21 protein-coding genes and 1 pseudogene are annotated in these 21,422 nt (G+C 62.8%); 13 read left to right on the top strand and 9 right to left on the bottom strand.

All coding sequences use genetic code 11. The features are described 5' to 3' along the window. Window positions 1–48: 48 nt before the first annotated feature. Entirely contained in the window at window positions 49–645 is a 597-nt protein-coding gene (locus tag SS05631_RS04240) for an NUDIX domain-containing protein (RefSeq protein WP_037413917.1), read from the bottom strand. Window positions 646–703: 58 nt separating this feature from the next. Next, window positions 704–2,836, bottom strand: coding sequence for a molybdopterin oxidoreductase family protein (locus SS05631_RS04235; RefSeq protein WP_037413915.1), 2,133 nt, complete (start codon window positions 2,834–2,836; stop codon window positions 704–706). A gap of 68 nt (window positions 2,837–2,904) precedes the next feature. On the opposite strand from SS05631_RS04235, the gene SS05631_RS04230 reads away from it, so the two are divergent. The 4 genes from SS05631_RS04230 (at window position 2,905) to SS05631_RS04215 (ending at window position 5,684) form a co-directional block, all read left to right on the top strand. Continuing rightward, entirely contained in the window at window positions 2,905–3,786 is an 882-nt protein-coding gene (locus SS05631_RS04230; RefSeq protein ID WP_037413912.1) for a 23S rRNA (adenine(2030)-N(6))-methyltransferase RlmJ, read from the top strand. Window positions 3,787–3,937: 151 nt separating this feature from the next. Next, a complete protein-coding gene (locus tag SS05631_RS04225) occupies window positions 3,938–4,381 on the top strand; it encodes a hypothetical protein (protein WP_037413910.1) in 444 nt (147 codons plus the stop codon). Beyond that, complete coding sequence (locus SS05631_RS04220; protein ID WP_244412091.1) at window positions 4,378–5,079, top strand: ribonuclease T(2); 702 nt, start codon at window positions 4,378–4,380, stop codon at window positions 5,077–5,079. The genes SS05631_RS04225 and SS05631_RS04220 overlap by 4 nt, the downstream gene beginning before the upstream one ends. A gap of 14 nt (window positions 5,080–5,093) precedes the next feature. After that, window positions 5,094–5,684 (top strand): glutathione S-transferase, encoded by a 591-nt coding sequence (locus SS05631_RS04215; RefSeq protein WP_037413906.1) that lies wholly within the window; start codon window positions 5,094–5,096, stop codon window positions 5,682–5,684. Between the two features lie 58 nt (window positions 5,685–5,742). On the opposite strand, the gene SS05631_RS04210 is transcribed toward SS05631_RS04215, so the two are convergent. After that, a complete protein-coding gene (locus SS05631_RS04210; RefSeq protein ID WP_037413904.1) occupies window positions 5,743–6,381 on the bottom strand; it encodes an outer membrane protein in 639 nt (212 codons plus the stop codon). Window positions 6,382–6,751: 370 nt separating this feature from the next. Here SS05631_RS04210 and SS05631_RS04205 point away from each other — a divergent pair, with 370 nt between their 5' ends. The 5 genes from SS05631_RS04205 (at window position 6,752) to SS05631_RS04185 (ending at window position 11,066) form a co-directional block, all read left to right on the top strand. After that, on the top strand, window positions 6,752–7,516 hold the full coding sequence (locus SS05631_RS04205; protein WP_037413902.1) for an SDR family oxidoreductase: 765 nt from the start codon (window positions 6,752–6,754) through the stop codon (window positions 7,514–7,516). Beyond that, on the top strand, window positions 7,513–9,534 hold the full coding sequence (uvrC, locus tag SS05631_RS04200; RefSeq protein WP_037413900.1) for an excinuclease ABC subunit UvrC: 2,022 nt from the start codon (window positions 7,513–7,515) through the stop codon (window positions 9,532–9,534). Before SS05631_RS04205 ends, uvrC begins: the two co-directional genes overlap by 4 nt. 218 nt (window positions 9,535–9,752) lie before the next feature. Continuing rightward, complete coding sequence (gene pgsA / locus SS05631_RS04195) at window positions 9,753–10,340, top strand: CDP-diacylglycerol--glycerol-3-phosphate 3-phosphatidyltransferase (RefSeq protein ID WP_037379793.1); 588 nt, start codon at window positions 9,753–9,755, stop codon at window positions 10,338–10,340. Continuing rightward, complete coding sequence (gene moaD / locus SS05631_RS04190; RefSeq protein WP_037413895.1) at window positions 10,337–10,597, top strand: molybdopterin converting factor subunit 1; 261 nt, start codon at window positions 10,337–10,339, stop codon at window positions 10,595–10,597. Before pgsA ends, moaD begins: the two co-directional genes overlap by 4 nt. Window positions 10,598–10,601: 4 nt before the next feature. Then, a complete protein-coding gene (locus SS05631_RS04185; protein WP_037413893.1) occupies window positions 10,602–11,066 on the top strand; it encodes a molybdenum cofactor biosynthesis protein MoaE in 465 nt (154 codons plus the stop codon). Between the two features lie 10 nt (window positions 11,067–11,076). Here the strand turns inward: SS05631_RS04185 and SS05631_RS04180 are convergent, their stop codons facing one another. Next, window positions 11,077–11,973 (bottom strand): branched-chain amino acid ABC transporter permease, encoded by an 897-nt coding sequence (locus tag SS05631_RS04180; protein ID WP_037413890.1) that lies wholly within the window; start codon window positions 11,971–11,973, stop codon window positions 11,077–11,079. A 263-nt stretch (window positions 11,974–12,236) separates the two neighbouring features. Here SS05631_RS04180 and SS05631_RS04175 point away from each other — a divergent pair, with 263 nt between their 5' ends. Together SS05631_RS04175 and SS05631_RS04170 are read left to right on the top strand one after the other, a co-directional pair. Beyond that, entirely contained in the window at window positions 12,237–12,797 is a 561-nt protein-coding gene (locus SS05631_RS04175) for a CGNR zinc finger domain-containing protein (protein WP_037413887.1), read from the top strand. Further along, complete coding sequence (locus SS05631_RS04170) at window positions 12,794–13,294, top strand: hypothetical protein (protein ID WP_037413885.1); 501 nt, start codon at window positions 12,794–12,796, stop codon at window positions 13,292–13,294. Before SS05631_RS04175 ends, SS05631_RS04170 begins: the two co-directional genes overlap by 4 nt. Window positions 13,295–13,368: 74 nt before the next feature. On the opposite strand, the gene ndk is transcribed toward SS05631_RS04170, so the two are convergent. Further along, window positions 13,369–13,791 (bottom strand): nucleoside-diphosphate kinase, encoded by a 423-nt coding sequence (ndk, locus tag SS05631_RS04165; protein WP_012707487.1) that lies wholly within the window; start codon window positions 13,789–13,791, stop codon window positions 13,369–13,371. 102 nt (window positions 13,792–13,893) lie between these two features. Continuing rightward, window positions 13,894–14,583 (bottom strand): glutathione S-transferase family protein, encoded by a 690-nt coding sequence (locus SS05631_RS04160; protein ID WP_037413883.1) that lies wholly within the window; start codon window positions 14,581–14,583, stop codon window positions 13,894–13,896. Between the two features lie 139 nt (window positions 14,584–14,722). Here SS05631_RS04160 and SS05631_RS04155 point away from each other — a divergent pair, with 139 nt between their 5' ends. Then, window positions 14,723–15,235: a DinB family protein gene (locus SS05631_RS04155; RefSeq protein ID WP_083853852.1), complete on the top strand. Its 513-nt coding sequence runs from the start codon at window positions 14,723–14,725 to the stop codon at window positions 15,233–15,235. On the opposite strand, the pseudogene SS05631_RS04150 reads toward SS05631_RS04155, so the two are convergent. Both SS05631_RS04150 and SS05631_RS04145 read right to left on the bottom strand, forming a co-directional pair. Then, window positions 15,179–17,839 (bottom strand): annotated as a pseudogene (locus SS05631_RS04150) (AMP-binding protein); the annotation flags it as partial. The gene SS05631_RS04155 and the pseudogene SS05631_RS04150 sit on opposite strands and share 57 nt — an antisense overlap. A gap of 224 nt (window positions 17,840–18,063) precedes the next feature. Continuing rightward, the gene (locus tag SS05631_RS04145; protein ID WP_037413881.1) at window positions 18,064–18,342 is read right to left on the bottom strand and encodes a hypothetical protein; all 279 of its coding nucleotides are present in this window, start codon (window positions 18,340–18,342) and stop codon (window positions 18,064–18,066) included. A gap of 319 nt (window positions 18,343–18,661) precedes the next feature. On the opposite strand from SS05631_RS04145, the gene SS05631_RS04140 reads away from it, so the two are divergent. Beyond that, complete coding sequence (locus SS05631_RS04140) at window positions 18,662–20,551, top strand: ABC-F family ATP-binding cassette domain-containing protein (RefSeq protein ID WP_037413879.1); 1,890 nt, start codon at window positions 18,662–18,664, stop codon at window positions 20,549–20,551. Window positions 20,552–20,563: 12 nt separating this feature from the next. Here the strand turns inward: SS05631_RS04140 and SS05631_RS04135 are convergent, their stop codons facing one another. Continuing rightward, a complete protein-coding gene (locus SS05631_RS04135) occupies window positions 20,564–21,403 on the bottom strand; it encodes a GNAT family N-acetyltransferase (RefSeq protein WP_037413876.1) in 840 nt (279 codons plus the stop codon). Window positions 21,404–21,422 lie beyond the last annotated feature (19 nt).

Raw genomic sequence — 21,422 nt, 5'->3', positions numbered from 1 at the left:
GTCGCCGACAAAAAGTGAATTATCGGTAATGTATGCGGTATCAAGGGGTTAGCCCGCGAGCGCCGCCCGGTTCAGCACGGCCCATTGCAGAAGCATGATCGTCTTGGCATCGCAGATTTCACCGCTGCCGATCATTGCGACGGCGTCGTCCAAGGCAATTTCCAGCACCTCGATGTCTTCGCCTTCATGCGCCAGCCCGCCGCCGGCGGCCACCTTCTTGGACGTGTCGATGCGGCCGAGGAAAAAACTCGTCCGTTCGGTTATCGAACCCGGGCTCATATAGGCGTCGAAGAGATGCATGGCACTCTCGATGCAATAGCCCGTCTCCTCCATCGCCTCGCGGCAGATCGCCACTTCCGGCGCCTCGCCGTCGAGCAGGCCCGCCGGCGCCTCGACCAGATAGGCGGGCTCCCCCTGCAAAAGGACGGGAAGGCGAAACTGGCGGACGAGCACGACGATCTGGCGCTCCGGGTCGAAAAGCAGGATCGTCGCTGCCCGGCCATGATCGTGCACCTCGCGAACGAGGCGGGCAGTCCTGCCGTCGGACATCTGTTGCTCGAGGGTCACCTGCTCGAGACTGATGAAGCCCTTCCAGAGAGACCGGCGGTCGAGAATCCGGATGCGCGGGTCTTCATGCTGCGTCATGGGTGATCCTCGATGAAAGCGTTTTCACACGCATGCTGCGCGTGTCGAACATGGCTGCTCAGGCCCGGCGCATCCAGACCCGGTTGTCGTGGAAGGCCGCCCCTCCATAGGGTGCGACCGCGTCCGCACCGGTCAGGATATTGATCCCCTCGCCATCGAGATGGGCGCCGTTCGGCCAGAGACCCTCGGCAATCACCACGCCGCGGCGCGCGCCGCCGCCGATCCTGGCATGAAGTCGGATCTCGCCGCGGTCGTTACCGAGCCGGACGATATCGCCGTCGGCGATGCCGAGCCCGGCTGCGTCCTCCACATGGATCATGACCTCCGGGCGCCCCTCCTTCTCGATCGAAGAGGGCGTCTCGGAAAACGTCGAGTTCAGGAACGAACGCGCCGGCGAGGTCGCCAGCCGGAACGGATGACGGCCGTCGGCGATTTCGATCAGATCGACATGGTCGGGAAACTCGGGGAGGCTGCCATGCGGTCCCTGCGGGCCCATCGATTTCGGCGGCCGGTTCGGTGCGGGTGTTCCGGTCCAGTCCGCCTTGAAGCGGAACTTGCCGTCCGGGTGCCCGAAACCCTTGAGGAAATGCGCTTCCTCGAACCCGGGCTGGCAATCAAGCCATTTCCGCTCCTTCATTTCTTCGTAGCCGAGGCCGTAATTGGCGAGCAGCCTGTCGATATGCTGCCGCTCCGAGAGGCCAAAGCCCGTTCGATCGGCAACGCCGAGGCGCTTTGCCAGTTCTTCGATGACGAACAGGTTGGTGCGCACCGTCGACGGCGGTTCGACGATCTTCGGGCCGATCAGAATGTGCTGGTGTCCGCCGCCGCGATAGAGATCGTCATGCTCCAGAAACATCGTTGCCGGCAGGACGATGTCGGCAAGCCGGGCGGTGTCGGTCATGAACTGCTCATGCACGGCGACGAAGAGGTCGCCGCGCAGGACCCCCCTCTTCACCAGCCGCTGCTCGGGCGCGACGTTTACCGGATTGGTGTTCTGGATCAGCATCGCCGTTACCGGCCCGCGATGGCGCAGCGCCTCGGCGTCGCCCGTCAGCACGCGGCCGATCTGCGATTGATCGAGCATACGTATGTCGGGGTCGTGCAGAGCGGTGCCGACCAGTTCGCGCTTGTCGAGCTTGAAGATGTCGTTGTTGGAATGGAAGGCTCCGCCGCCCTCGTGCTTCCACGAGCCGAGCACGGTGGCGACCGATGCCGCGGCGTGGATGGCGACCGAGCCGTTGCGCTGGCGGGTGAAGCCGTAGCCGAGACGGAAATAGGTTCTCGGCGTTGTCCCGACGAGCTTCGCGAAGGTCTCGATTTCCTCGACGGACACCCCGGTGATCGCCGAAGCCCATTCCGGCCCGCGTGTTTTCAGATGCGCCTCGAGACCAGCCGGATCGTCGGCAAACTCCGCCATATAGGCGCGGTCCGCATAGCCGTCGCGGAAGGCGATGTGCATGACGGCGCAGGCGAGCGCCGCGTCGGTGCCGGGTTTCAGGATGAGGCCGAGATCGGCCTGCTTGACCGTCGGGTTGTCGTAGACGTCGATGACGACAATCTTGGCGCCGCGCTCCTTGCGCGCCTTGACCGCATGGGTCATCACGTTGACCTGGGTTGCCACCGCATTGGTGCCCCAGATTACCACGCAATCGGACTTGGCCATTTCGCGCGGGTCCGGGCCGCGCAGGGCTCCGGTCGCCATGGTGAAGCCGGTCCAGGCCATGTTCGTGCAGATCGAGCCGAAGAAGCCGGAATAGCGCTTGGCATGGCGCAGGCGCTCGACGGAATCGCGCTGCACCTGCCCCATGGTGCCGGCATAGAAATAGGGCCAGACCGCTTCCGAGCCGTGTTCCTGCTCGGCCTTGACGAATTGTTCGGCGATCTCGTCGAGTGCCGCCTCCCAGGAGATTTCCTGCCAGCGCCCCTCGCCTTTCGCGCCGATGCGGCGCTGCGGCACCATCAGCCGGCCGGGATGATAGATGCGCTCGGCATAGCGCGCGACCTTGGCGCAGATGACGCCGGCCGTGTAGCTGTTGGCGGCCGCGCCGCGGACGCGCCCGATCCGGCCTTCGGCGGTCAGGTCCACTTCCAGCGCGCAAGCCGAGGGACAATCATGCGGACAGACAGAGTGGCCGACCGACCTTTCTGCTCTGATGGGGGTCGCAACGTTCATGCCTTTTCTATATGGCATCCGAAAGAGGGCTCAAAGTCCCATTCGCCATCCATCGAAACAATTGATCGCAGCCATCGGCGGCTCTTATGAACTATCGGCACATCTATCATGCGGGCAACTTCGCCGATGTCCTGAAGCACGCGGTGCTGGCCAGGCTCGTCACCTATCTCAAACAGAAGGATAGGGCCTTCCGGGTGCTGGATACCCATGCCGGCATCGGTCTCTATGACCTCTCCAGCGAGGAGGCGCAAAAGACCGGCGAGTGGCGCGACGGCATCGGAAGGCTGGTCGACGCCGAACTCCCTCCACCGGTAGCCGCCATTCTCGAGCCCTATCTTGCGGCCGTGCGCGATCTCAATCCGCATACTGGGGCGGATGCCGGGATCACGCATTATCCCGGTTCGCCGAAGCTTGCCCGCATGCTGTTTCGGCCGCAGGACCGGCTCTCGGCAATGGAACTGCATCCGGACGACTATGAAACGCTGCACCGGCTGTTCGACGGCGATTTCCAGAGCCGAATCACCCGGCTCGACGGCTGGCTGGCGCTCGGCGCCCACCTGCCGCCGAAGGAAAAGCGCGGCCTCGTGCTCGTCGATCCGCCATTCGAGAAGGAAGGTGAATACGAGCGGCTGGCCGAAGGGCTTGCCAGGGCCTATCGCCGCTTTGCCGGCGGTATCTACTGCCTCTGGTATCCGCTGAAGAAAGGCGCGCCGGTCAAGGAATTTCATGAGGCGCTGAAAGCGCTGGAAATACCCAAAATGCTGTGCGCCGAGCTTGCGGTCCGCAGCGATCGCGACATCACCGGACTGGCAGGCTCGGGCCTTGTCATCGTCAATCCACCCTATACGCTCAAGGACGAGCTCGACATCCTGCTGCCCTTCCTGAAGGAACGACTTCGCCAGGATCGCTTCGCGTCGGCACGCTGCTTCTGGCTGCGCGGCGAAACAGCTCTCAACCGAGGGCCTTGACGCGTCGGGTGCCGTGGCATCAATCTCTAGCGCATCGGCCCGAAAATCGGATCGATTTTCGGAAAGCACGATGCGTAGGTTCAAAGTCTTGCAGCGTCCTTTGCGCGTCTGAAAGACGCGCGGCGCTGTAGAGACGATCCAGGAGGAAGTCATGATTTGCAAGCTTGCCGCAATGCTTCTGACCTCGCTTTCCCTCGCCGCCGGTGTGGTCACCAGTGCCGCCGCCGCGGATTTGGCCGCGGTGCCCGTCGCCCCGCAGGCTTACAATATCGGCATTTGCGGCAACCCGTCGGTGCTGGGCTTCATCACGCGGCGCTTCGACTATAAGGCGGCAAACTATCTTCATGCCAATCTCGCGATCGCCGAAATCCGCGACATGGGCCAGAACCGCTTCGAGCCGCGCGACTACACCCATCTGGTCGAACGTGAATATTGCTATGCGACCGCGGTGATGAGCGACGGGGTCCGGAGGCCGCTCTGGTACCTCATCGAGCGACCCTGGGGATTTGCCGGCGTCGGCTCCAATGTCGAGTTCTGCGTCGGCGGCCTCGATCCCTGGTATGTCTACGGCGCCCATTGCTCTTCGCTTCGTTGATTGCCGCAAGAAACCGGCTTCTGGCGACCCTTGCCCTGTTGGCGATCGCCGGCTGTAACGGCGAAGGCGACAAGACATCCGGCTCCGGGGTGGACGCCCCGGCGGGTGCCGCATCGGCGAGCGTACCGCTCGGCAAGGGCTTCGACTTCTATGTGCTTTCGCTCTCCTGGTCCCCGACCTGGTGCCGAGGCAATGACCCGAAGGGCAAATCCGAACAATGCGAGCGCGGCAGCGGCCTGATCGTCCACGGCCTTTGGCCGCAATATGAACGCGGCTATCCGCAGTTTTGCCAGACGGGGCAATCCGCCCGGGTCCCTGAGTCACTTGGCCGGCAATATCTCGACATCGTTCCGTCGATGGGCTTGATCGGGCATCAATGGCGCAAACACGGCACCTGCTCCGGCCTCAGCCAGGCGGATTATTTCGCTGTGACACGGGCGGCCCGCGAGCGGCTTGAGATTCCTGCCGAGTTTACCTCCACGGAGGGTTCGCGAGACCTCTCCGCCGCATCGATCGAGACCGCTTTCACGACGAAGAACCCCGGCATAGCGAAAGACATGATCGCCGTGACCTGCGAGGGGCCTCTGATCGAGGAAATCAGGGTCTGCTTCGACAGGGAATTGCGTTTCAGGGCCTGCCCTGAAATAGATCGCCGCGCCTGCCGACGAGACGCGGTGCTACTCCCCGCCGCCCCATAAGAACGGAAAGACGAATGAAGATACTCTACTCGCCCGCCTCCCCTTATTCCAACAAGGTTCGGATGGCTGCCCATCATCTCGGAATCGCTGCGGAAAGCGTGCTCACCGACACCAATGCCAATCCGCCGGAACTGGTCGACAGCAATCCGCTTGGAAAAATCCCGACGCTGATCACGGCCGATGGCCGGTCGATCTACGACAGCCGGGCGATCATGCATTTCCTCGACCGCGAGACCAAAGGCGGGCTCTATCCGAAAACCGCCGAGAAGCGCACCCAGATCGAGATCTTCGAAGCGCTCTGCGACGGCATCTGCGACAGCCTGCTGGCGATCGTCTACGAAAAGCGCTTTCATCCGCCGGAAAAGGTGCATCAGCCCTGGATCGACCGACAATGGGAAAAGGTCGAGCGCGGGCTCGACCACCTGGAAGCTCATCTGCCGAAGACCGGCGGCAAGCTGAATGCGGGACATTTCGCGCTCGCCGCCATGCTGCGCTATATCGAGCTGCGCTTTGCCGGCGAATGGCAGAAAGGGCGGCCGAAGCTCAAGACCTGGCCGGCCAAGTTCGAGAAACACTTTCCGGATTATCCCAAATTCAAGACCTGAATTAAGGGTACAAAAAAGGCCGGGTCACCCCGGCCTTTTCTTGATCCGTTTGAAAGGATCAGAACTTGACGCCCATACCGACGCGGACGCTGTGCTCGTCATAGCCGGAGGAGACCGTCGAGCCGCCGGTGCGGAAGTCCTTGGAGGCGTAGTCCGTGTAACGGTATTCGACGCGGGCCGTAACGTTGTCGGTGACGAAGGTTTCGGCACCGGCGCCAGCCGTCCAGCCGACCAGGGTCTTGTCGTCGGAGCCCGCCGGGGTGGAGAGCTTGGCATTGCCAAGGGCGAGACCGGCCGTGCCGTAGACCAGCACCGGGTTGAGGTCGACACCGACGCGGCCGCGGAGCGAGCCGTTGACGCCCTGCTTCACGCGGCGGCCGCTGGAGTGGGAGTCGTTGCCGGCGTAGTTGACGTCGGCTTCACCGCCGTAGACCATCTGACCGTCCTGCACGTTGTAGCCGCCGTAAAGGCCGCCGCCGAAGCCGGCCGACGTGTTCCCGCCGGTGGCATCGGCTTCGCCGTGATGCCAATTGGCCGTGCCGCCGACATAGGCGCCGGACCAGTTCTTGACGGCCGGCTCGGTATATTCGGCAGCCGGAGCAGCCGGAACTTCGTCGACCGCGTCGGCGGCGTGAGCTGCCTGGAAGGTTACCAGGGCAATGGCCGAAGCCATGAGAGTGGTGGTGAGCGTACGCATACTATTCTCCTTTCAGACCGGCGCCCCGAAGCATCTCTTTGGCGTGCTTTATCGAGACACCGGGTATCTACAATCAACCCGTCCGGTTGACCGGAAATTGGACAGAAAATGCGGATTCTCAAGAGCTAAAATGTGAAATTTTAGCGGCGTAGCCGCGACCAAACTTTGATGTTGCCTTGACGACACAGAGGATTTATTAACCATAATTGAAGATTAACCAAAGATATACTATAAGAATAAAAGATAATTCAAAATACGCCGCTCACGTTAATTTTTCCGAAATGAATCGTCCGGGGGAGTTTTTCAGCCCGGCCTTTCCTGCCTATATCTGTGTCCAACCGGAACAGGATTCGCAGAACGGGAAAGAACGTTGAAAAGGACATTCAAGGCGGCGCTGGTTACAGGCGGCGCCCGGCGCATCGGCAGGGCAATAGTTGAGGATCTCGCCGTCCACGGCTTTGCGGTCGCCATCCATGCAAACGGCTCCATGGCCGAGGCCGAGGCGCTGGCGGCAGACCTCAGAAAAGCCGGCACAAACGCTGTCGCCCTCCAGGCGGACCTCACCGATGTGAGGGCGGCGTCGGAATTGATCGCGCAGGCGACCTCGCTGCTCGGCCCGCTCGATCTCCTCGTCAACAATGCCTCGGTCTTCAACAAGGACAGTCTCGACGAGTTCGACGAGGACGCCTGGGAGCGGCACTTCGCCCTGCATGTGCGGGCCCCCTCCCTGCTTGCCCGCGACTTCGCGCGGCAGCGTTCGGGCGATGTTTCCGGCCTTATCGTCAATGTGATCGACCAGCGCGTCTGGTCTCCAAATCCACGCTTTTATTCCTATATGCTCTCCAAGTCGGCGCTCTGGACGGCAACCCAGACGATGGCGCAGGCGCTGGCGCCTGACATTCGCGTCAACGGCATCGGGCCCGGTCCGACGCTGCCGAACGAGCGGCAGGACCGGCGCGATTTCGAAGCCCAGGTCCACGCGCTGATTCTCAGGCGAGGTCCGGCGCTCGACGAATTCGGACGCGCGATCCGCTTCCTTTTCGAGACGCCCTCGGTTACCGGACAGATGATCGCGCTCGACGGCGGCCAGCACCTCGCCTGGGAGACGCCGGATATTCGGGAGATAGTGGAATGAACGGGCGGACGCCCACCGACGGCGGCATCCTCTATGACGGCAGCGAAACCGATGACGAAGACGATCTCGTCGAAGTTGCCGAGAGCGAACGGCCGGCGCCCACTGTGGAATGGGCGGAGAGCAAGGCACAAACGCAGGGGCTCAAGGGCGCCGAACTGATCCAGGCCTTCGTCAAGCTGCTGCCGAATGGACCCGGCGTCTACCGAATGTTCAACGAGGCCGGCGACGTGCTCTATGTCGGCAAGGCGCGCAGTCTGAAGAAGCGGGTGAGCAACTACGCACAAGGGCGCGGCCACTCGAACCGCATCGCCCGCATGGTGCGCGAGACGGCGAACATGGAGTTCGTCACGACGCGCACCGAAATCGAGGCGCTACTGCTCGAGGCGAACCTGATCAAGCGTCTGCGCCCCCGCTTCAACGTGCTTTTGCGCGACGACAAGTCGTTCCCCTACATTGTCGTCACCGGCGACACCCGGGCACCGGCGCTCTACAAGCACCGCGGCGCGCGCAGCCGCAAGGGCGACTATTTCGGGCCGTTCGCCTCCGCCGGTGCGGTGGGGCGGACGATCAATTCGCTGCAGCGGGCCTTTCTCTTGAGGACCTGCACCGACAGCGTCTTCGAAACACGCACGCGGCCTTGTCTGCTTTATCAGATCAAGCGCTGTTCGGCGCCCTGCACGGGCGAGATCAGCGATCCGGATTATGCCGAGCTCGTGCGCGAGGCGAAGGACTTCCTCTCCGGTAAGAGCCAGGCTGTGAAGGCGACGATCGCCGCGGCGATGGCCGAAGCGTCGGAAAATCTCGACTTCGAGCGGGCGGCGCTTTACCGGGACCGCCTGGCGGCGCTCAGCCATGTGCAGAGCTACCAGGGGATCAACCCGGCCGGCGTCGAGGAAGCGGACGTCTTCGCCATTCACCACGAGGGCGGCATTTCCTGCATCCAGGTGTTCTTCTTCCGCACCGGCCAGAACTGGGGCAACCGCGCCTATTTTCCGAAGGCCGACCCGTCGCTCCCGGCCGCCGAGGTACTCAGCGCCTTCCTCGCCCAATTCTACGACGACAAGCCGTGCCCGCGGCAGATCCTGCTCTGCGAGGCGGTCGACGAGCAGGAATTGCTTGCCCAGGCGTTGAGCGAGAAGTCCGGCTACAAGGTGTCGATCCTCGTACCGCAGCGGGGCGAGAAAAAGGACCTTGTCGAGCACGCACAGGCCAATGCGCGCGAAGCGCATGGCCGCAAGCTTGCGGAGACGGCCTCGCAGTCGCGCCTGCTCGAGGGCTTTGCCGAGACCTTCAAGTTGCCATCGGTGCCGCGTCGCATCGAAATCTACGATAACTCGCACATCATGGGCACCAATGCCGTCGGCGGCATGGTGGTCGCCGGCCCCGAGGGCTTCGTTAAAGGTCAGTATCGCAAGTTCAACATCAAATCGAAGGACATCACCCCGGGCGACGACTTCGGCATGATGCGTGAGGTGATGACGCGTCGCTTCTCGCGTCTGCTGAAGGAGGAAGGCAAGCCGGACCGCTCGACAGAGGTGAGCGAAGAGGCGGCCTTCCCGGCATGGCCTGACGTCATCGTCATCGATGGCGGCCAGGGACAGATGACGGCCGTCCGCGCCATTCTCAAGGAACTCGACGTCGAGGACTGCGTGACGGCGATCGGCGTCGCCAAGGGCGTCGACCGGGACGCCGGGCGCGAACGCTTCTTTGTCGAAGGAGTGGACGGGTTCACGCTGCCGCCCCGCGATCCGGTGCTCTATTTCATCCAGCGGCTGCGCGACGAGGCGCATCGCTTTGCAATCGGCTCGCACCGGGCGCGGCGAAAGAAGGAGATGGTCAAGAACCCGCTCGACGAAATCGCCGGCATCGGCCCGACCCGCAAGCGAGCGCTTCTCACCCATTTCGGCACCGCCAAGGCGGTTTCCCGCGCGGGCATCAACGACCTGATGGCCGTCAACGGCATTTCGGAGACCGTGGCCCGCCTCGTCTACGAGCATTTTCACGAGGATGCCAAATAAGCGCAGCGGCGGCGCAATTCAGACTGCGTTCAGGCGAAATCCGCCAAATATGACAGGAGTAGCGCAATGACCTGTTGACCTTGTGGTCGCAAAGTCATTCTGTACACCTGAAACCGGAGGGTCTGGGAGCTGGCGCTTACCCGATGCCATCCGAACAATAAAATCGCATCGATGACCCGCGGGAAATGGGGATTGTCGTGTCCAGAGAAACCGAGTCCATGCCAACGCCCATTGCCTACAGCATCCCGAATCTGCTGACCTACTTCCGTATCCTCATCGTGCCGCTGATCGTGCTCTGCTTCTTCATCGAGGGCCGGCTGCACAGTTCCGATTTCGCCCGCTGGACCGCTCTCGTGCTGTTCGTCACCGCCTCGGTCACCGATTTCTTCGACGGCTATCTTGCGCGCATATGGAAGCAGACTTCGAATATCGGCCGGATGCTCGACCCGATCGCCGACAAGCTGCTGGTCGCCTCGATCCTGCTGCTGGTCGCCGCGGACGGCACCATCGCCGGCTGGTCGATCTGGGCCGCGATCATCATTCTTTGCCGCGAAATCCTCGTTTCCGGGCTTCGCGAATATCTTGCAGCGCTGAAGGTCAGCGTGCCCGTTACGCGGATCGCCAAGTGGAAGACGACCATCCAGATGGTGGCGATCGCCTTCCTGCTTGCCGGTCCGGCCGGCGACAAGATCGTGCCCTATATAACCGAGGCTGGCATCGTCCTTCTGTGGATCGCCGCGGCAATCACGCTCTATACCGGCTATGATTATTTCCGCGCTGGCCTGAAGCATGTGGTCAACGAATGAGCACGGTCAACCTCGTCTATTTTTCCTGGGTGCGCGAGCGCATCGGCAAGGGTGAGGAAACGCTGGATCTCCCGGACGGCGTCGTCACGGTCGGCGATCTGCTGGCGCATTTGAAGACGCTCGGCGCCGAGTATGAATCGGCGCTCGAACACCAGAACGTCATCCGCGCGGCGATCAACCAGGAACATGTCGATCACGGCGAGCCGATCGCCGGTGCCCGCGAGATCGCGCTCTTTCCGCCGATGACGGGCGGCTGAGGCGATGGACGCTTCGGTCAGCGTGCGTGTCCAACCCGAGGACTTCGATCTTGCAGCCGAAGTCTCCGCGCTCACCTGCGGCCGGGCGGACATCGGTGCTGTCGTCACCTTTCTGGGCCTCTGCCGCGATGAGGCAGGGGCTTTGAACGCGCTCGAACTCGAACATTATCCGGGCATGGCGGAAGCCGAGATCGGCCGCATCTGCCACGAGGCGGTGCAGCGCTTCGGGTTGCAGGCCGCGACGGCCATTCACCGCTACGGCCGTATCGAGCCCGGTGAGAACATCGTGCTCGTGGTCACCGTCTCGCCGCATCGGCAGGCCGCTTTCGACGGCGCCAACTTCATCATGGATTTCCTGAAAACCTCGGCGCCCTTCTGGAAGAAGGAACACCGTGCCGATGGCAGTGCCGACGACTGGGTCAGCGCCAAGGACGCCGACGACGCGGCACGCGGCCGTTGGAGCCGCTGAGCGAGCGCCGTCAGGGGATGACCTTTTCCTGCCGGGTCACGACGAGCACGATGACGAGAAAGCCGAAGATCGCGAAATCCCGCCAGAGGATCGGCCCGTAGGCGCTCCACAGCGTTTCCAGGAGCCCTACGCCGGCGGCGCCGAGGGCAGCATAGAGTGGCGCCGCCTGGCCGCCGATTGCCGCGATGAACAGGACCTTGACGCCGAAGGTCAGGCCCATGCCGAAGTCCATGTTGCCATAATAGGAGGCGGCCAGAATGCCGCAGAAGGCGGCGATCACCGACGCGACGCCATAGGCAAGAATGTAGACGATCGAGGGATCTATGCCGCAAAGGGCGGCAGCCTCACGATCCTCGGAGACGGCCCGCCAGTATCGCCCGACATAGGAGTGCGTCAGCAGCCAATGGCCGCCGGCGACGAGCGCCGCCATCAGCGCGGTGTTCAGCAGTTGCACGACTGTCAGCGTCACGGGAAATTCCGGATCCGGCCAGAAGACGATGACCTGGTTCAGAAATGGCGGCAGCCAGAGGCTTCTCGTATCTGACGCGAGACGCGCCGTTTCCATGAGCACGATAAGGCTGCCGAGCGAGGCGACAACCACCGCATTTGCCGAGGAGAAAGCCAGCGGCCGCATGATGTAGCGGCCGGCGACCAGCCCCGCGCCAAGCCCGAAGCTCAGCGCCGCCGCCGCACCGACGCCGAGGGCCGCAGGCAGCACCAGCCACAGCCGGTTCCAGCCGAAATCCGAAAAGAGAACGAACATCTGCCCGGCAAATGCGAAGAGCGCGCCATAGGTCAGGTCGGCCCGCCGCGTGACGGCGAAGGCGATCGCGTAGCCGAAGGCAAGTGCCGCATAGAGCGCTGCCACGGGAACGGCATTGGCGATCTGCTGAAGGAAATAGGCCATGGCATATCCGGTCGGTCGCGGCGGTCAGGATCGGGTCGATCCGAGAACGAAACTGCATCAAGTTCACCTGCAAAACGCGGAGGCCGACAACTTTGCTCTGCGGCTCTACAGCGCCCTGCGTCTTGTCGGACGTGCAAGGATCGCTGTAGCGCTTTGAATTGCTGCATATATTTGTCCTTAAATCGATGTCGATTTAAGAGACATGCAGTGGTGACAGGATCAATATAACTGGTAAAATGAGTTTTACTAGTTAGGATTTTCGCATGAGCTTCACCTGGACCGCGCATCGATTTTCGGGCGGCGCATTGGCGCTAGATGTCGCCAATTCGGTGGTCCTGCGCTTCGACCCGCAACGCCGCATCGATCGTTTTGCCGATGAAAGGGCGATCGACAGCTTTGCCGAAGCAGCCAATCTCCATGGTTGCGAGAAGCAGCGGTTCGGCAGGCTCGGTCCGATCGGGCCTGAAAGGCGGGCGTCGCTGATCGATCTGCGCGAGGCGACGGACCGGCATTTCCGGGCTCTGGTGCGGGACGAAGACCGGCCGGAGCTTCTTGCCGATCTATTGGAGGCGATCGCCGCGGTGGTGCGCCGACCGGGGGATGGCGGCGGATACATCGCCCTCGACGTCGCCACTGCGCATTCGGCGCTCAGCCTCGTCGCCAATCCGGAGCCCGACCGCCTTAAGATTTGCCCGAACTGCGAATGGCTGTTCCTTGACCGCAGCCGCAACCGGAGCAGGACCTGGTGCGACATGGCGGTTTGCGGCAACCGCACGAAGGCCAAACGCCACTACCGCCGTTCCAAACAGGAAACACAGCCATGAAACACGCCATTGCAATCGCCTTGGTCGCGGCCGCGCTTGCCGGCTGCCAGCGCGAGGCCGGACCGGATCCACTGAAATTGACCGGCAAGATGTTCGTCTTCAACTACCGGCTCGCCTACGCCACCTACACGATCACGCTCAACAAGACGGAACCGCTGCCGGACGGCAGCATCGTCGTGGCAAGCTTCGAGAACCCGGCCGGCGGCGAACCGCTGACATTGACGCGCAAGCTCTTCCCGAAGCTCGACAAGGTGGTGCTGGAAAGCCCGGACCTAACCTGCGTCAGGAAGGAGAGGCCCTATGCGGTGACGATCGAGATCAAGGGGCCGGACGGAGCGACGCTGCAGAAGCTGGAAACGACGGTGGTTTCCGATGTCGACCAGAGCGTCATGCCGGCAAGACCCTTGGTCGTCGGCCCTGCCTACGACAAGAACCCGGAAGTCTTCAGGAATGGGCTGGCGCCGACGCATTTCGACACGTCCGCCTGCCCGACATAAGGAAAACCGGGGCGTTTCCGCCCCGGTTTCGAAGACCGTTTCAAGCCCTTAGAGCGCAAAACGAAGAAAATGGATCAGCCGACGATCTCGGTGCCCGCAAACCAGTAGGCGATTTCCTCGGCAGCCGTTTCCGGACCATCGGAACCGTGAACTGAGTTTTCGCCGATCGACAGCGCGTGAACCTTGCGGATGGTGCCTTCGTCAGCGTTGGCCGGGTTGGTGGCGCCCATCACTTCGCGGTTCTTGGCAATGGCGTTCTCGCCTTCGAGAACCTGAACGATGGTCGGGCCGGAAGACATGAACTCGACCAGCTCACCGAAGAACGGGCGCTCCTTGTGGACGGCGTAGAAGCCTTCGGCTTCGCGGCGGCTCATCCAGACGCGCTTCGAAGCGACGACGCGCAGGCCGGCGTCTTCGAGCATCTTGGTGATGGCGCCGGTCAGATTGCGCTTCGTTGCGTCCGGCTTGATCATCGAAAAGGTACGTTCAATCGCCATTGGCTCAATTCCCTTGCTCTTGAGAAAGTGGCGGTTCATTAGCCGCCAATGCCGCGCAAAACAAGGGGGAGCGGCGATGATTCGCCTGAGCCGGCGACAGTTTCACGCGGCTGTCACGGAACGGCCGAGGCCATCGTGGAGATCGAGGCAACGCTCGAACCAGTCCGAAACGACGTCACCCTCAGCGAGCAGACGATGCGGCGAGACGATCCGCGCCCATTGCAGGGCACCGAAGACGATGTAATCGGCAAAGAGTGGCCCATCGCCGCCGATGAAGGGCTGGAATTTCAGCATGTGGCGAAGCGGTTCGAGCTTCATCGAGAAGGTTTCGAGATCCGCTTCTCCCGCCTCCGCGGTCGCCTCGAGCGACTTACCGAAGCGCTGCTCGCGGCTCTGCCGGAAATAGGCCTGATCCACCGGATCGAGGCTGTCATGGATATTCATGATGGCGATGCGGCCGATCGCCGGATGCAGCGTCATCTGCGACCAGCCTTCGACGAAGCGGGCCGCTGCCTTGCCACCCTCGCAGCCGAACAGGGCCGGGTGGTCGGGATAGGTCTCCTCGAGATAAAGAGCGATGTCGAAACTGTCGCTGACGAGATTGTCGCCGTCGCGGAGCAGCGGGACGATCTTCGTCGCTCCTTGCTCGAGCTTTGGGATTTCGGTGAAGCCGACAGGCGCCACGTCGAAGCCGAGCCCCTTGTGTGCGAGCGAAAGCTTGGTCTTCCACACATGCGGCGAAAAGGGGCGCGTCCGGTCGGTACCACAGAGCGCATAAAGTGTGCGGGTCATGTCCCCTCCTGTTCTGAACATCGTTCGACGCATAAAAGGAGAGCGAGCCCGGGCGATCAAATCAGTAATTTTCATGAGTTGCATTCGACACGCGAATATCAATCCGAGCTAGGGTGGGCGGACAGCAAGGGAGAATGTGATGCTCGACCATTACCGGATGTTTGCCGACTACAATCGCTGGGCCAACCGGCTGCTCTACGCTGCCGTAGCCGAACTCTCCGAGGCGGAGTACCGGCAGGACACGGGCGCCTTCTTCGGTTCTCTGCATGGAACGCTCAACCACCTCCTCGTGGCCGACCGGATCTGGATGAAGCGGTTCACCAAGGAGGGCGACGCGCCCACGAGGCTCGACGCGATCCTCCATGAAGACCTATCGGCCTTGACGGCGGCGCGGGAGGCGGAGGACGAGCGCATCATCGCCTGGATCGACAGCCTCGACGAGGCGCGGCTCGGCGCGCACTTCACCTACTCGCCGATCAGCAGACCCGGCGAGATCACCCAGAAAGTCGCCCTGGCGCTCGACCATTTGTTCAACCACCAGACCCATCACCGCGGACAGGCGCATGCGATCTTGACAGCGCTCGGGCGGCCATCCTTGACGCTGGACCTGGCTTTCTTCCTGTGGACCGAGGGGAAGAAGTGGTCGGCCTGAAAAGAGCCGGGCCATGAATGCGGCCGGCCAATCTATCCGGAGAGAACCCACCCGGCCGCGGACGAGCCACTTCACCAGCTGGCGCTGCCCCGACCAGACCGCGATCCCCAAGGCGACGCCGCCGGCGATCGAGCAGAGCGAGAAAGCAAGCGGCGGGAGGAACGGCTGCATTGGCGCAAGCAGCAGCTCCGGCACGAAGCGGTGCAGGATGTAGATATGAAAGCCTGCCGCCGCGAGCGGCAGGACAAGCTGCACTGCCCATTGCGGCAGGCGGATGCGCGGCAGGAACAAAAGCGCCACGAGCACGACGATCTGCAGCAGATATTTGATCTTCGTGCCGATCCAGACGCCCTCATAGAGGCCGAGAAACAGATAGATCGCCGTTCCTGCCGCCATGACCGCGAGCCGCTGGGCCCAGTTTTTCGCCAGTGCCGCGCACCAGCCCGCGACCGCCAGGTGAAAGATCCAGGGAAGCGTGAATATCTGCCGGTTGCCGATTTCCCAGAGCTCAGGCAGTGCCATGCGGGCGGCAAAGGCGCCAGCGAGCAGCGCCATGCCGGCAGCAAACGGCCGCACCGCGGCGAACCGCCTGACGGACGGCACTGAAAACAGAGCGGCAAACACCAGCACCGTCTGGCAATAGGCCTCGACGAACCAGTAGAGATAGGGCACCATGCTGTGCCGCTCGGGATCGGCGAAGCCGAAATTGCCGACGAGGAAGACCGAGGCCCAGGGCACGTTTCCCCAGGCAAGAGCGTAAGCGGCGACGATCAGATAATAGGGAACAAGAATCTGCGCGAGCGGCCGCAACAGCTGCCCGAGCGCGCCCGACAGGAGCGCGCCACTTTGAAACCGTGCCAGGCCGAATCCGGCGAGAATGACCATTGTCGCCGACCCTCCCGGGATCGGCCACAGCGTCTCGTGGTGGAGCACGACCAGCAGGATGGCCAGCGCCCGAATCAAGAAGTCGGTGCCGATCTGCGGAGCCTTGCGCTCCTGGCGGACCATGACCGCCAATGTGTTGACCGGTATGCTTTCCCACGCCTCGGGCACGTCACCGAGGATCTTCTCAAGACCCATCGATAGCTGCACGAATCGGAGCGAATCCCCGCCGAGCGACAGGAAGCTGTCCTCGGGTCGGACCTTTCGCGGATAGAAGACCTGCTCGAACAGGGCTTCGACACCTTCTTCGCGTGAAGGCCCGCTGCCGCGCCGACTCCGCTGACGGAGAGCTTCGTAATCGACCTTTCCGGACGCCAGGCGCGGCAGCGCGTCGATGCGCGTCGCCCCCACCTGCAGCAGGGTCAAGCCGCTGGCGGCGACGAGCAGCTGGCGGACGTTGTCGGGAGCGCGTTCGCCGGCGAAAAAGGCGTGGATTTCGACATCGTTGCCAATGACTGCGACGGCGATATCGTGCCGCTCCAGAGCCGCTTCGAGAGCGTCATGGCCGATCCTCAGCCCGGCGATCTTCGATATGCGCTTCGTCCGTCCGACGATGCGGAAGAACCCGTCGGTGTCCCGCACGGCCAGATCGCCGGTTCGCAATTCGGAAAGCTCGGCGCCTCGGGCGAGATCGGCCCGCGCACCGGCATAGCCCATCATCACATTGGCGCCGCGATAGACGAGTTCGCCGGCTTCCTGCGCATCGGTGATCAGTTGCCCGCTCTCATCCTCGATGGTCAGGCTGCCGCCGGGTATCGCGACACCGATCCGGTCCTCCCTGCCCACTAGCCGATCCGGAGGCACATAGGCGATGCGGGCGGTCGCCTCCGTCTGGCCGTACATCACGAAAAAGGCTGCGCCACGCGCAGAGAGATGTTCGTTGTAGAGGCGAACCTTCTCGGTCGGCAGGCGTCCGCCGGCCACGGTCATGAACCGCAGTCGCGGAAATGCCCGCTCGCGGAAGCCCACCTTTTCCAGAAGCTCGTAGGAATAGGGAACCCCGGACAGATTGGTGCAGCCGCTTTCGGCAAGTCCGTCGAGGAAGCCCTCATCGAGAATGGATCCGCCGGGGATGTAGATGCTCGCGCCGACCGTGATGTGAGCGTTCAGGACCGACAGGCCATAGGAATAGTGAAGCGGCAGAACGAGACAGGTCCGGTCCGTCGCCGTGAGGCCGAGATATTCGGCGATGGAACGTGCATTGGCCTCGATATTCGTCGTGGACAGCCGGACATATTTCCCCTGGCCGGTGCTGCCCGAGGTCGATAGCAGGACGGCGAGATCGGGATGGGGAACGACCCGGCCTCCCTCCAGCCGCTCCGTACGCCAGCGTCCGTCGATCCTGCGATGGCAGAAATCCGGCTTGAAGATCTCACGATCCGCATTCATGGCTGCCGTACCCTGCAGCGCAACGGCGTGTCCGGCATCGAGCGCGGCAAGATAAGCAATGATCGCATGCTCCGAGAGGTCGGCCTCGAGCATCACCAGTCCGCGCCCGTTGCGCCACTTCGATGCCTGGCGATCGACGCGGGCGGCGAGTTCGCGATAGCTGACGACCCGCTGGCCGGGAAACATGAGCGCCGGCTTGTCGCCGTGGGCGGCCAGGTGCGCAACACAGAATGGGAATATCGACAAATCGCCAGCGCCCAAAGCCACCTCCATTTTAGCGAGGCGGCATATTATTGCTGACTCTCGTCGTCAAGTATAAGCGCTGAACTAATATCGGGGCTTGCGCAGGAAGGTCTGCGACAAAACGCGGCACGCAGATCCGGCGCCGGGCAAAGTCATCTCAATGGAGACGAGGATGGCCCGGCCCCGTAAAGGGGACCGGGCCATGGGAAGAGCAGTCTGCCTGGGAGGACGAATGCTACGCGATCGATTCCGCGTTATCGGCTAATGCCATGATAATATTCACCCTCTCCGCCACGGACCAGCTTTGGCTGCACGGCGTAGTCCGAGACAGAGCCAGTAGAGGTACGGTCGATGGACCCGTTCGTGCGGCGAACAGAGGCCTCATCGCCTGCCTTTGGAGCGCGTTCAGTAAAGAGCGGCTTGTCGCTGATGCCTTCGTAATAGCTGCCGCCGGCAAAGGCAGCAGAAGCGCCGCCAAGAACGGCAGTGGCGACAAGGGCGGCGGCGAGAGCGGTGTGGATTGCATTTCTCATGTTGAACACTCCTGATCAGTCGTTCTCTTGAACGATGGGTTGGTCGCGACCACCTGTGAACGGATCAGTCTTTTCGAACGCGGCGGCCTTGCCGATGGCGTTCGATCCGAGCCGGATGGTCGGAAGAGCAGTTGCTCGGCTCTTCGGGGATAGATGTGGGGCCTCATGATGAGGAGCGGAAGTATTTATTATCGGAACACGTCGTCCAGGAATCGATAACAATAGGCTCTTGAAAATGCCGACTTCGGACTTATCGGGAAGCCGCGATGCTCGTCCCGTGACCCTTGCCTTCGGATAAAACTCGAGGCAAAAGGCCGCAATGATCCAGATTACCGGCCTCTCCGCCCGCGTCGCGGGCCGTCTTCTTATCGAAAACGCTTCCGTGACACTTCCGGCCGGCACGAAGGCCGGCCTTGTCGGCCGCAACGGCGCCGGGAAGTCGACGCTCTTCCGGATCATCACCGGCGAACTTGCCGCCGAGACCGGCAGTGTCTCCGTGCCGAAGAACGCGCGGATCGGCCAGGTGGCCCAGGAAGCGCCGGGGACGGACGAGCCGCTGATCGAAATCGTGCTGAAGGCTGACAAGGAACGCGCCGCCCTTCTGGCAGAGGCGGAAATCGCCACCGACCCCCACCGGATCGCCGACATCCAGATGCGGCTTGCCGATATCAGCGCCCATTCGGCGGAAGCACGGGCGGCAAGCATCCTCGCCGGCCTCGGCTTCGACCATGAGGCGCAGCAGCGCCCCGCCTCCTCCTTCTCCGGCGGCTGGCGCATGCGCGTGGCGCTTGCGGCCGTGCTCTTTTCCGAGCCGGACTTGCTGCTGCTCGACGAGCCGACCAACTATCTCGATCTCGAAGGTACCTTGTGGCTCGAGGATTACATCCGCCGCTATCCACATACGGTGATCATCATCAGCCATGATCGGGACCTGTTGAACACGGCCGTCAACGCGATCGTCCACCTCGACCAGAAGAAGCTCAACTTCTATCGCGGCTCCTATGACCAGTTCGAGCGGCAGAAGGCGGAAGCCGACGAACTGCAGATGAAGGCGAAGGCCAAGAACGAAGCCGCCCGCAAGCATCTGCAGAGTTTCATCGATCGATTCAAGGCGAAGGCATCCAAGGCCCGGCAGGCGCAAAGCCGCATCAAGGCGCTCGAACGCATGGGCACGGTCGCCGCCGTCATCGAGGAGCATGTCCAGGGCTTCTCCTTCCCAGATCCGGAGAAGCAGGTCGCCTCGCCGATCGTCGCCATCCAGGGCGGTGCGGTCGGATACGAGCCGGGCAAGCCGATCCTGAAGAGGCTCAGCCTGCGCATCGACGCGGACGACCGCATTGCGCTGCTCGGCTCCAACGGCAACGGCAAGTCGACCTTTGCGAAGTTCATCTCCGGCCGCCTTGCGGCAGAGGCCGGCGAGGTGCGGATCGCGCCGGGCCTGAAGACCGGCTTCTTCGCCCAGCATCAGCTCGACGATTTGATCCCGACGCAAAGCGCCGTGGAACATGTGCGCCGCCGCATGCCGGATGCGCCGGAAGCAAAGGTCCGCTCGCGCGTCGCACAGATGGGGCTGTCGACCGAGAAGATGGATACGCCAGCCAAGGACCTTTCCGGCGGCGAGAAGGCGCGGCTGCTCATGGGGCTCGCCGCTTTCGATCAGCCGAACCTTCTGATCCTAGACGAGCCGACCAACCATCTGGACATCGACAGCCGCAACGCGCTGATCACCGCCCTCAACGACTATTCCGGCGCCGTCATCCTGATCTCGCATGACCGCCACCTGATCGAAGCAACCGCCGACCGGCTTTGGCTGGTGCGGGACGGAACGGTGACGAGCTATGACGGCGATCTCGAAGACTATCGAAGCGTCATTGTCGGCGGCCCCAAGGCGAAGGACGAAAAGCCGAGGGCCAACGGCTCGGACGAAAGCCTGTCGAAGGCCGACCAGCGCAAGGCCAATGCCGGCAAGCGTGCTTCGCTGGCGCCGCTCAAGAAAAGGATCAACGAGATCGAGTCCTTGACGGCAAAACTCGAGAAACTGATTCAGGCCCTCGATGCCGAGTTGGCCGACCCGACGCTCTACGAGAAAGCGCCCGCAAAGGCGGCTCAGCGCGCAAGGGAACGGGCGGAGGCGGTAGCAAAGCTCGCCCAGGCCGAAGAGCAATGGCTCGAGCTTTCGGCCGAATACGAGGAGGCGATGGCCAGTTAGAGCAGGCCACGCTCAGCCGAGTTCGAAGGTCGTAATCCCGTAAATCCGTGGAAGCGGCAGGTCCGGCGCCGGTCCACGATACATGCGAGCGGTCTCGAAAACCGGCTTCATGTTGTAGCGCTCGCAAAGTGCCCTCGCCGAGGCGTTCGGCTCGGGAATGTCGAGGAAGATCCGCTGCCCCTTTGCTCCCGCAGCCAGCTTGCGGAACACGAGGTCGGCGCCGGTCTCGTTGTCGGCAAAGAGCGGGCCGATCTTCAACCCTTCGCGGCAGGCGCGGATCGTCCCGTATCCGGCGATGGTGCCGTCGCGCAGGAGAAGCACGCTCCGACGGGTCGGCAACTGTTTCGTCCATTCGTAGAGAAAGGCGTCGCGTCGGGCCGGATTGAAGCGGCGGTCATAGTCAATGAGAGCGGCGACATGCACCGGGGCCGCGTCGACAAGATGGGTGCCCGGAGGCTCGGTGACATCGACGGAACCGCCATAACGGACGTTCGCATGCGCCCAGGCGAAGCCCGATTTTCGATAGTTGCCCTGCTGCGCCACCACCCCGTCAAGGCCGATGACGCGGCCTTCGCTGCTGGCAATCGCCCGATCCCAGAGGGCGAAGCCGATGCCCCTGCCCCGAAACACCGGATCGGCGATGTAAAGGCCAAGAAAGGCATACTGGCTGCCGTAGCGCACCAGCGATAGGCCAGCCGCCAGGGCTTCCTCTTCCGTTGCGACCCAATAGCCCTCCGGATCGGCCGCCCAGAAGGCGTTGCCGTCCTCCAGGCCGGGATTCCAGCCCTCCCTCGCCGCCCAGTCGATGATTGTGTCAAGCTCGGCGCGCGTCGCATGGCGGATGTTCGGCATGGCAAATCCTCGACTGTGC

It is taken from the genome of Sinorhizobium sp. CCBAU 05631 (assembly GCF_002288505.1).
Classification (GTDB): Bacteria; Pseudomonadota; Alphaproteobacteria; order Rhizobiales; family Rhizobiaceae; genus Sinorhizobium; species Sinorhizobium fredii_C.
The sequence above is the reverse complement of the archived record's forward strand: the minus strand, read 5'-3'. Positions and strand labels throughout refer to the sequence as shown.